The sequence below is a fragment of the Streptomyces sp. NPDC050704 genome, from assembly GCF_040654355.1.
Lineage (GTDB): Bacteria > Actinomycetota > Actinomycetes > Streptomycetales > Streptomycetaceae > Streptomyces.
Genome location: NZ_JBFAHW010000093.1, coordinates 30576 through 41261 on the forward strand (window position 1 = coordinate 30576; position 10686 = coordinate 41261).

8 protein-coding genes are annotated in these 10686 nt (G+C 70.7%); 2 read left to right on the forward strand and 6 right to left on the reverse strand.

The window, feature by feature from the left end; all coding sequences use genetic code 11:
• Positions 1-28 precede the first annotated feature (28 nt).
• From AB0I18_RS38105 to AB0I18_RS38115, 3 genes are all read right to left on the reverse strand, one after another.
• Entirely contained in the window at positions 29-976 is a 948-nt protein-coding gene (locus AB0I18_RS38105; protein ID WP_363110291.1) for an aminoglycoside phosphotransferase family protein, read from the reverse strand.
• A 46-nt stretch (positions 977-1022) separates the two neighbouring features.
• Positions 1023-2147, reverse strand: a complete 1125-nt coding sequence (locus AB0I18_RS38110) for an aminopeptidase P family protein (protein WP_363110292.1) — start codon at positions 2145-2147, stop codon at positions 1023-1025.
• Between the two features lie 119 nt (positions 2148-2266).
• A complete protein-coding gene (locus AB0I18_RS38115; protein WP_363110293.1) occupies positions 2267-2890 on the reverse strand; it encodes a LysE family translocator in 624 nt (207 codons plus the stop codon).
• 144 nt (positions 2891-3034) lie between these two features.
• On the opposite strand from AB0I18_RS38115, the gene AB0I18_RS38120 reads away from it, so the two are divergent.
• Positions 3035-3790 carry a phosphodiesterase gene (locus AB0I18_RS38120; RefSeq protein ID WP_363110294.1) on the forward strand — a complete coding sequence of 252 codons (756 nt, stop codon included), beginning with the start codon at positions 3035-3037 and terminating at the stop codon, positions 3788-3790.
• Between the two features lie 52 nt (positions 3791-3842).
• Here AB0I18_RS38120 and AB0I18_RS38125 read toward each other — a convergent pair whose 3' ends face one another.
• The 3 genes from AB0I18_RS38125 to cyc2 form a co-directional block, all read right to left on the reverse strand.
• On the reverse strand, positions 3843-4466 hold the full coding sequence (locus AB0I18_RS38125) for a PDZ domain-containing protein (protein ID WP_363110295.1): 624 nt from the start codon (positions 4464-4466) through the stop codon (positions 3843-3845).
• Positions 4467-4695: 229 nt separating this feature from the next.
• Positions 4696-6573, reverse strand: coding sequence for an O-aminophenol oxidase PhsA (phsA, locus tag AB0I18_RS38130; RefSeq protein WP_363110296.1), 1878 nt, complete (start codon positions 6571-6573; stop codon positions 4696-4698).
• A gap of 198 nt (positions 6574-6771) precedes the next feature.
• Complete coding sequence (gene cyc2, locus AB0I18_RS38135; RefSeq protein ID WP_363110297.1) at positions 6772-8955, reverse strand: germacradienol/geosmin synthase Cyc2; 2184 nt, start codon at positions 8953-8955, stop codon at positions 6772-6774.
• A 346-nt stretch (positions 8956-9301) separates the two neighbouring features.
• Between cyc2 and AB0I18_RS38140 the strand changes: the two genes are divergently transcribed.
• Positions 9302-10558, forward strand: coding sequence for an endonuclease/exonuclease/phosphatase family protein (locus AB0I18_RS38140; protein WP_363110298.1), 1257 nt, complete (start codon positions 9302-9304; stop codon positions 10556-10558).
• Positions 10559-10686: the final 128 nt, after the last annotated feature.

Below are 10686 nucleotides of genomic sequence, written 5' to 3' on the forward strand. Positions count from 1 at the left end.
CACCCGTCCGGTGCGGCTCGTCCCTCCCTCATTCCTGAAACGTATCGCCCGTCCCGTCCCGGAACTCCGTGACCCGCTCCAGCAGGATCGCCTCCCAGGAGCGCACCAGTTGGGCACGGAGCAGCGGCAACGGGCTGTTGTCGTGGTTCCGGAGGCGGTCGGCGAGGCGGGTCAGGGTGTCGCAGCGGGCGAGCCACAGGCCGCGCAGGCAGGGGCGGGCGCCGTAGCCGGCGAGGGTGGCCGCGCGGACGGCGGCGGGGGCTCCGACGGCGAGGGCCAGGCCTGCGATGTCCTCGGCGGGATCGCCGACCACCGCGTCGGTCCAGCCGAGGACGCCGCGTACCCGCCCGTCGGCGCTCACCACCAGGTGCTCGCCCCTGAGGTCGTGGTGGACGAGGACGACGGCGCCGGACTGTGCGGCGAGTTGGACGGCGGCGGGCGCGGTGAGCTGGTGGAGCCGGGCGGGGTCGAACTCGTCGGCCGCGCCGAGCTGTTCGGCGGCGCGCGCGGCGGCGGCCCTGAGCGCTTCGAGGGACCGGGGCGCGACGCGGGGCACGCCGAGTGTCTCGGCCTGGCGTGCGGGTACCTCGCGCAGTCCGGTGAGAAGTCCGGCCAGGTCGGCCTCGCCCACGGCGGAGACGTCCTGGTGCTCGCCGGAGCCGCCCGGGATCAGGGTGTCGAGCGTGTACGTGAGACCGCTCGCCCACTCGCCGTGCGCGATGCTGACCGGGACGGCGACCCCGATGTGCGGGCGCACCAGGTCGCGCAGCCGCAGTTCGCGGCGCTGCCGCCGGGAGGCCTCGCGGTCCGGGGCGAGCCGCAGCACATGGCGTGCGCCGACGAACCAGGTGGAGCGCTCGCCGCCCTGGGCGACGGGCCGGATCTCGAGTCCGTCGCCATCCGGGGGGCCGTCCGGGAGCAGGGCGCGGACGAGGCGTCGCACGGTGTCCGCGGTGGGTGTCGCTGCCTGGGTCATGGTCGCGCCGTCCGCCGTTCCGGGGCCGGGGTCTCCTGAGGGTCGGTCAGTGGACGACGGCCATCTCTCGGGGGGTGTTGTTGAGGCGGCGTCCGCCGTCCTCCGTGACCGTCACGATGTCCTCGATACGTACTCCGAAACGGCCCGGCAGATAGATTCCGGGCTCTACGGAGAAGCACATCCCGGGTACGAGCGGCTGCCTCTCGCCCTCGATCATGTAGGGCGGTTCGTGGGTGGTGACGCCGATGCCGTGCCCGGTGCGGTGGATGAAGTGGTCGCCGTACCCGGCCTCGGTGATGTGCGCGCGGGCCACCCGGTCGACGTCCTGGCAGGCGATTCCGGGGCGCACGGCCCGGAACGCGGCCTCCTGGGCCTCGCGGACGATGTCGTGGACCCGTCGCTCCTCGTCGGTCGGCTCGCCCACGTGCACCGTGCGGGAGGTGTCGGAGCCGTAGCCGTGCTTCAGTCCGCCGAAGTCGAGGACGACCATGTCGCCGCGCTCGATGACGCGCTCGCCGGCCTCGTGGTGCGGGCTGGCGCCGTTCGGTCCTGAGCCGACGACCGTGAAGTCCACCTGCGTGTGCCCGAACCGCCGCAGCAGGCCGGCCAGATCACCGGCGACGTCCGTCTCACGGCGGCCCGCGAAGGGAACGTTCAGGATCTCCTCGTACGTCTCGTCCGCGGCCGCGCCCGCGGCGGCCAGGCGCTCCAGTTCGGCGGCGTCCTTGACGGCCCGCAGCATCGGCAGTCCCTCGGTGAGGGAGACGTACGAGGCGCCGGGCAGTTCCTTCTGGAGGCCCAGCAGGTGCAGCGCCCAGGCGTTGTCGCTGACGCCGAACCGGCCCGAGGTGTCGAGGAGCGGGGCCGTCACCGCGTACGGGTCCTTGCCGTCGGTCCAGTCGCGCAGCGTCAGCGCGGGCGCGCCGGCGGCCTTCTCGGCGTCCGGGGCCTCCAGGGTGGGCACGACCAGGACGGGGTCCTGTCCGGCGGCGAGGACCAGCAGGGTGAGCCGCTCGGTGGCCGCGGGCGGCGCGTAGCCGGTGAGCCACACGAGGTCGGGTCCCGGCGCGACCAGCACCCCGGCGAGCCCGGCGTCGGCGGCCGCCCGCGCGGCGCGCGCCATCCGCGCCTGGTAGTCGTCGGCGGTGAAGGGCGCGGGCGTGCCGGTCATCCGGGCCTCCGTAGGTCAAAAAGGGCTACGGGCAGCATCCTGCCCGGACAGCGGGGGCGGCGCGAGCCGGTCGCCGCTTGTTTCTGATGTTCGGACGAGCGGCTTCTCATGGCGTCGCATCAGCTCTCCAGGGCGAGGCGGGCGCCCAGGAGGAGCAGCACCCCTCCGGAGACCTGCTCCAGCCTGCGCCGCACTCCGGCCCGGGACAGCACCGTCCTCATCCGGCCGACGAACCACACGTACACGCTGTAGTAGCCGATCTCGTAGACCGCCCAGAGGGCGGCGAGCCCGACCATGGTGGGCAGGTGCGGCGCGCCCTCCGGCACGAACTGCGGGAGGAAGGACATCGCGAAGATCGCCGCCTTGGGATTGGCGAGATTGATCAGCAGCCCGCCCCGGTAGGCGATCCAGCCGCTCTTCTCGCCGTCCCGCCCTCCGTCGTCGTCCACCGTGCCCTTGGCGTGTCGTGCCTGCCACAGCATCTGTACGCCGAAGACGACGAGTACGACGGCACCGACGACCCGCATCACGTCGTACGCCACTTCGGAGGCGGCGAGCAGCGCGGTCAGGCCGAACGCGGCGACGACTCCCCACACGAAGACGCCGGTCTCGTTGCCGAGCACCGTCAGGAACCCGGCGCGCCTGCTGTGCAACGACCGCTTGATGATCAGCACGGTGCTCGGACCGGGCGAGGCGGCGATCAGCGTGCAGGCGCCGAGGAAGGCGAGGAGGGTGCTCAGCATGGGCCCATCGTGGCCCGCGGCGGCGGGCGTGGCCAATACTTTTCCCTCAGCTCATCCCTAATGAATGAAGATTGCTCAAGCATTAGAACTAATGCTTAGATGCGCTCACGGCATTAAACGGCCATCCAGGGGAGGCGGAAAACCATGCTCGTGCTGGCCCACATCAGCGACCTGCATCTCGACGGAACCGAGCGGGCGACGGAGCGTGCCGAGCGGGTGCGGGACCGGCTGTGGCAGCTGCCGGGGCGGGTGGACGCCCTGCTGGTCACCGGGGACATCGCGGACCACGGGACGGAGGCCGAGTACGAGGAGGCCGCACGCATCCTGGGACTGCGGGACCCGGCCACGCCCTTCCCCGTGCTGACCTGTCCCGGCAACCACGACAGCCGCGCCCCCTACCGCAAGGCGCTGCTCGGCGAACCGGCCGGCGACGGGCCGGTCAACAGCGTCCAGGTCTTCGACGACGCGGCCGTCCTGATGTGCGACTCCAGCGTCCCGGGCAGTGACGAAGGCGAGCTGGACGAGGAGACGTACGCCTGGATCGAGGCGACGCTCGGCGAACTCGACGGCGCGATGCCGGCACTGCTCGCCTTCCACCACCCTCCCGTCGCCCTGCACCACCCCCTGCCGGACGCCTACCAACTGCGTCGGGCCCCGGCGCTGGCCGCCCTGTTGGAGCGCAGGAGCGAGATCGCCGGGATCATCACGGGACACGCGCACACGCCGGCGGCCACGACGTTCGCCGGGCGGCCGCTGGTCGTCGGCCCGGGGGTGACCTGGACGCTGCGGCTGCCGTGGGAGGGCGAGGGCGCGGCGGACCGGGACGCGCCTCCCGGGTTCGCGTTTCATGTGCTGGACGACGAGGGGCGGTTGACGAGCCACTTCAGGGTGGCTGTCTGAGGACGGTCGTGTCGGCGGACGTTCGTCTCGGCGGTCGGTACGGACGGTCGTGTCACGTGATGACGCCGGGGGTCGCGGTCAGCTGCTGGTAGCCGCCGCTCGCGTGCCGCACCGTGAGGGTCACCGTCCTGCCGGGGCGTGCGGTGGCGACGGCCCGCGCGAGGTCGGCGGCCGAGTCGATACGGGTTCCGCCGACGACGAGCAGCACATCGCCCCGTACGAGGCCCGCGGTGTGGGCGGGCCCGGGGACGTGCACGCCGACCAGGAGCGCGCCGGGACCGCCGGTGGCGTCCACGGCCTCCACACCCAGGGACGGCCGCTCCTTGGGCAGGCTCTTGGGCCGGTGCTGTGCCCGGTCCCGGGGTGAGGCCGAACTCCCCGCACTCGGGGCCGGCTTTGCGCCGCTGGGCCCCGGAGACAGGGCGGACGCCCCGGAAGCACTCGCCTGCTTCTGGAGGTCGGCGAGCTTGCTCATCCCGATCACCGTGGCCCCCACGGTGCCGAGTCCGACCCCCGACAGCACGAGGACCGTGCCGACGAAAAGGCCGAAAAGCAAGGTCATGAGCCGTCGCCCGCGCCTACGTGCGGCGTGCGGTCGACGGACCGTACCGGACTTGGGGCCGCCGCCCGGCTCCTGACCCGGCATCGGCTTGGGACGCAGCGCAGTCTGTTCCATGGATCGCCTCCGGCCAGAGCTCTACCCTCCGCAGCGGCGCACGACGATCCCCGAACGAGTGATGCGCTTCATTCCCGTTCGAGTCGTTCCCGTTCGAGTAATTTCCGCTCGGGTCGCTCCCGTCCGGCCCGTTCCCGTTCAGCGCGGGCGCGGCGACGGCTCGCGCCGCGCCCGATCGTGTGGGCGGGCGATGGCGCGAGCCATGGTGAAGCTGCCGCAGGGCGTGGGCTCAGGCCGTGTGGTCCCCGTGGCCGCCGTGCCCGGTGCCGTGGTCGAACTTCAGCGCCTCCTTCGGCATGACGACGAAGGGCCGCATCATGCCCATGTCCTCGTGTTCGAGGAGGTGGCAGTGGTACATGAACCGGCCGTACGCGCCGTCGAACCTGCCCATGACACGCAGCATCTGACGTCCGGGAACCCGGAAGACGTCCTTGTGACCGAGCTCGTTGGGCGCCAGCGGTATCGACGTGCCCGGGTTGTACGCGACCGGGGTGAGCGTGCCGCCCTCCTCGGGCTTGAAGCCCGAGACGTCGTACGCGTCCCGGCCGAGCAGCTGGAAGTCGGCCAGGTGGATGTGCATGGGGTGGACGATGCCCGACAGGTTGAGGAAACTCCACTGCTCGTGGCTGCCCTCGGCGATGGTGAAGCCGAGCCCGTCGTTGAACGTCCGTGACGTACGCCGGTAGGTCTTGGTCGTGCCGTCCGGGCCGGTCAGCTGGATGACGCCGTGCGTGGGGAACTCGATGCCGCTCGGGTCCTCGACCTCCGTCATCTCCCACATCTCCGGGTGTCCCCCGCTGCCCGAGATGCCGGGCGGGGTGAGCACGATCAGCCGGTGCCCGTGTCCGATGTCGTGCGTGAGCCGGCGGAAGGAGCCGGAGAGCACCTCGGGCAGTTCGAAGGTGTCCTCGTGGCCGCTACCGCACACCCGGAACTCCAGCACCGCCGGATACGGCACGTCGTTCACCGGGTCGGGCACGCCCGGCGGCTGGGCGCGGCCCTTGTCGACCAGCCGGAGCCTGCGGCCCGCGAGGCCGCGGAAGTCGACGAGCAGGTCGAAGCGCTCGGCCGGGGCCGCGGTCAGCGTGGGCAGCGCGTCGTCGAAGTCGATCGGGACGGCACGCGGCAGCAGCCCGCCGTCACTGCCGATCTGGTGGATGACTCCCGGGACCGGGTTGTTGTCCTCGTCGACCAGGACGAGGTTGTAGATGCGCGCGTTGGACGCGTTGACCAGCCGGAAGCGGTACCAGCCGTCGTCCACGTCGGCGTACGGCCAGATGCGGCCGTTGACCGTGGTGTACGGGCCGGTGAACGGCGTGGTGACCGGCTTGCCCGTCTCCGGGTCCGCCGGGTTCACGACCACGGTCTTGTGCAGCAGCCGGCCGTTGAGACGGCCGTCCTCGTCCGTGTCCAGGTTCCGGTCGGCGAGCAGCAGCGGTATCTCCCGCTCCCCGCAGGGGAGATGGAGGGCGTCCTCCTCGTCGTCACGGACGAGGTAGGTTCCGTACAGCCCCGCCAGCACGTTCCACCGCGTGATGTTCATCGCGTGGTCGTGGTACCACCACTGCACCGCCTGGTGGTCGTTCGGGTACTCGGAGAGCTGGGCGTCGCCGAAGCCCACGGCGTTGTCGGCCCAGCCGTCGTTGCCGCCGCCCGTCTGGGCGCCGTGCAGGTGGGTCACCGACCAGGCGGGCAGCGCGGCCACGTCCTTGTTGGGCTCGACGCCCTCGCGGCCGGGCTCCGTCGTGGCGGGCGGTGTGCCCGGCGCGCGGACGGGCACCTCGACGGCGGTGACCGGGTACTCGCTCTCCCTGGGAATGCGGTTGGTCCAGGCGATGCGGACCCGCTGCCCGCGGCGCACCTCGATGGTCGGGCCCGGCACCTGGCCCTCGTACCCCCACATCAGGGTCGGCGGCAGCTGCGGGTGCAGTCGCACCCATGTCGGCCGCAGCGCGATCTCGGTCTCCCGGAGCGCGTCGCTCGTGTCGGGCCGGAGCACCGGCGGTACCGGTAACGGGCTTACGTACGGCTCCAGTTCCCCCGGCGCCCGTACCGCGTCGACCTCGCTCGTGAGCTCCTCGGTGATCCTTTCAATGATGTCTGACAAGGCTCGAACACCCCCGTGTTCCGTAATGCGTTCTCTTACCTCAAAAGACTCCTCGCATCGCATCGAAGTTCCCTGAATGCCCCATTCCGGACGAGAAGTTTCGGAAACCGGATATGGAAGGTGAAAGTCCTTTTGTGTGCGGACTCCTTTTGCGTGGCGGGGCCCAGCCTCCGTGTGCGCTGGGCCCGGCCGGCCGGTTCAGAGAGCCGCGATCGGGGCTCCGTGCCGGGTGGTGAAGGGCAGTGACGGGATCTGACCAGGTACGAAGCCGTGGGCGCGGCGGGCCAGGTCGGCGGCTCCGTAGCGACGGCAGCCGCTGTGCCAGTTCAGGATGCCGGCCATCCAGTTCTGCAGTTCGACCACATAACCCTCCATGATCTCGCGGGCCTCGTCCGAGAGCGCGAAATCCTCGTACAGGACGGGGAATTCATGTGCGGCGACATGCTCGAACTGCTGCATACGCTGGGTCATGAGGTCGTTGATGACGCCGAGAGCCGTCGGATAGTCGCAGCCGAAGAAGTTCTGCACGACCAGGATCCCGTTGTGCACCTCACCTTCGTATTCGATCTCCTTCTGATAGGAAAAAACGTCGTTGAGAAGCATCGCGTAGTCCATGGCGGCGTTCTCCAACGACCGGACGGGACCGCTGCGGTAGACCTCCGGCGGCACCTTCGGGCCGTGGCCCAGGCGGCACAGACTCATGGTGAGTTCGGACCCGAAGGTGGCGCGGCGCATCTCCAGGTAGTCGACGGGGTCGGGGATGCGGTGCTGCGCCTGGTTGGCCAGCTCCCACACCCAGCCCTCCGTCATCACGTCGATCGCGGCCCGCAGGGTGCGGCGCGCGTCCGGGGTCATCGCGGCCGTCGTGCGCTGCCACAGGTCGGCGAGGGCGCGCTCCATGGCGTTCGCCGGGGGCGGGATCTCCTCGCCGTCGACGGGCATGCAGGCCGAGAGCCGCGCGGTGCACAGCTTCGCCGCGGCGAAGTCGCGGCGGTGCCCGAAGACCATCGGGTAGTAGTCGTCCCCGTACGTCCCCCACACGAGCCACTGCGAGCTGAGGTCCAGGGCCTCCGGGGTGCCGTCCGGGTCGAGGCCCGCCGAGCACAGCGGCAGGTCGTAGGCGGCGAGCTTGTCCTCGTCCCAGACGCCCTCCGCCAGGATGCCCATGCTGTGGGCCCACGGAGTGATGCGCTGCCGTGCCCCGTCGAGACCCGCGTTCAGCCGGAGCTGGAACGGCATGTAGATGTCGGGGATCCGGGAGGGGCCCACCTTCTGGAAGGGCACGTGCGTGTACGCGCGCAGCCGCTCGGCACCGGCGGCGGCGAGCAGCGCCCCGACGTCCGCGGCGGAGGTGCCGGGACCGGTGAGCCCGTCCAGGGGAGAGGTCGGGCGGGCCCCCTCGTTCATGTAGCGGCTCGACCGCAGGTGCCACTCGTGGCCGCCCGACTGCCAGTCCTGCAGCCCCTGGGTGTACGCGGCGACGGCGCCGACCTCGTCCGGGGTGAGGCCCTTCTCCAGGGCCAGCGCGGGCACTTCGGTGAGTGCCGTGTGCTCGAACTGGTGCAGGCGTGAGGTGAGGATGTCGTTGACGGTGTCGGCGGCCTGCTGGGTCGTACAGCCGAAGAAGGTCTCCAGGACGAGCACGCCGTTGCTCAGCTCGCCCTCGTCCTCGACCTCCCGCTGGTAGGAGAACAGGTCGTTGCGCAGGTGCACGGCGTCGGAGAACGTCTCCATCAGCACGCGCAACGGCCGGGTACCCGCGACCTGTTCGGGGACCTCGGCGGTCGCGTACTCGACGAGTCCGGCCGACCAGGGGGCGCCGCCCACCTTGCGGCGCATCTCGATGTACTCGACGGGGTTGGCGATCCGCCCCTCGTTGATGTTGGACAGCTCCCACATCGACTCGTTGAGCAGATGCTCGGTGGACTCGGCGAACCGCCTGCGCCAGCCCAGGGACATCGAGGGCACCGTGCGCGCCCACAGGTCGGCGAGTCCCGCCTCGACCGGATTCCGCGGCTCCGGGACGGTGTCGGAGAGGTCCAGCGGCATGAAGAGCGGCAGGCGGTCCAGGTAGGCCTTGCCGCCGGCCCGGTCCTGGGTGCGCTTGAAGGTTTCCAGGAAGTGGTCGTCGAAGAAGAAGACCCACACGTACCAGTCGGTGATGAGGGAGAGGGCCGGCCCGTCGCATTCCGGGTGGGTGTACGCGCACAACAGTCCGTAGTCGTGCGCGTCGAGGTCGGACTGCTCCCAGATGCCGGAGCCCTCCAGCATGCCCATCTCGCGTGCCCACTCGGCCGAGTGGGCACGGGCCTCATCGAGATGCGGGTTCAGCCGCGCGGGATACGGCATGTAGAAGTGCGGCAGTTCGAACGGCTGCGTCATGGCCGGGCCCTACCCGCGGTTCCGCGGGGGCATCCGTACGGCGGCGCATGATCGCACCATCGCGTGAACCGATGAGTGGGAGGAGGGAGTTCGGGGAAGGAGGAGCGAGTTCAGGGAAAGGATTCAGAGGCCTCAGAGGTCCCAGAGGGCTCGGAGGGTTTCCGGGAAAGAGTGCCGGCTTCAGGTGGGCACGCCCTGATCGACCGCCTGCGTACACCCTGGCGTCGACCGCCCGACAGGCCCGCTTCACCCCTGCCCGCGAGTCCCCGGAAGGCCCTTGTGCCACCCGCGTCTACGCGCGCAGACTACGGGAGTTCGCGTGTTCCCCTCGCCTTCCGGAGCCCCGATGAACCACTCCAGACCGCATCACCCGCCGTTCTCGCGCCGTGCCGCGCTCGCCGGTCTCGCCGGAGCCGCGCTGACCGGCACGACGGCGGCCGGCGCCTCCGCGAGCACGCCGCGACGCGCCGTCCGGTTCGCCACGTTCAACGCATCCCTGAACCGCGGCACCCGGGGCGCCCTCGTCACGGACCTCTCCACGCCGGACAACCAGCAGGCGCGGAACGTCGCCGAGACCATCCAGCGAGTCGACCCCGACGTCCTGCTGATCAACGAGTTCGACTACGACGAGGACGGCACCGCGGTCCGGCTGTTCCTGCGCAACTACCTGGCCGTGGGCCAGAGCGGCGCGAAACCGGTCCGCTACCCGTACCGCTTCACCGCTCCCGTCAACACGGGCGTCGCCTCCGGAGTGGACCTCGACGGACGGAACGGTGCCGTCACCACGCCGGGCTCCGACGCGTACGGGCAGGACGCGTTCGGGTACGGCTGGTTCCCGGGCCAGTACGGCATGGTCGTGCTCTCCAAGTACCCGATCGACGTCCGCGCGGCCCGCACCTTCCAGAAGTTCCTGTGGAAGGACATGCCCGGCAACGTCATGCCGGACGGGTACTACAGCGCGGAGGCGGAGGCTGTTCTGCGGCTCTCCTCCAAGAGCCACTGGGATCTGCCGGTCCGGCTCGGCCGGGGTTCCTCGTCCGTCGTGCACTTCCTCGTCTCGCATCCCACTCCGCCCACCTTCGACGGGGCCGAGGACCGCAACGGCCGTCGCAATCACGACGAGATCCGGTTGTGGGCCGACTACATCGGTGGGCGGCGTGGTGGCTCTTATCTGTACGACGACCGGGGTGTACGTGGCGGGCTGCGGGGCGGGGCGCGGTTCGTGATCGCGGGTGACCTGAACGCCGATCCGTACGACGGTGACAGCTACGACCACGCGATCCGTCAGCTGCTCGACCACGCGGGGGTGCGGTTGCCCTCGACGCCTCCTTCGAGTGCCGGTGGGGTTGAGGCGGCTCGTCTTCAGGGTGGGGCCAATGCCTCCCACGTCGGGGATGCCGCGTTCGACACGGCGGACTTCGGTGACGTCGCGCCTGGGAATCTGCGGGTCGACCATGTGATTCCTTCGCGTGGGCTCGTGTCGGTCGCGAACGGGGTCTTCTGGCCGACGTCGGATGATCCGCTGTATCGGCTCGTCGGTGGCGGCACGGTTGTTCCGACGTCGGATCATCGGCTGGTGTGGCAGGACGTTCGTCCGGGCTGAGCAGGGATTCCTCGCCCCCGCCGCCCCTACCCGTCCCATCCTCTGGGGCTCCGCCCCAGACCCCGTCGGGGGCCAGCCCCCGAACCCCCGCTCCTCAAACGCCGGAGGGGCTGGAAATCAGCCCCTCC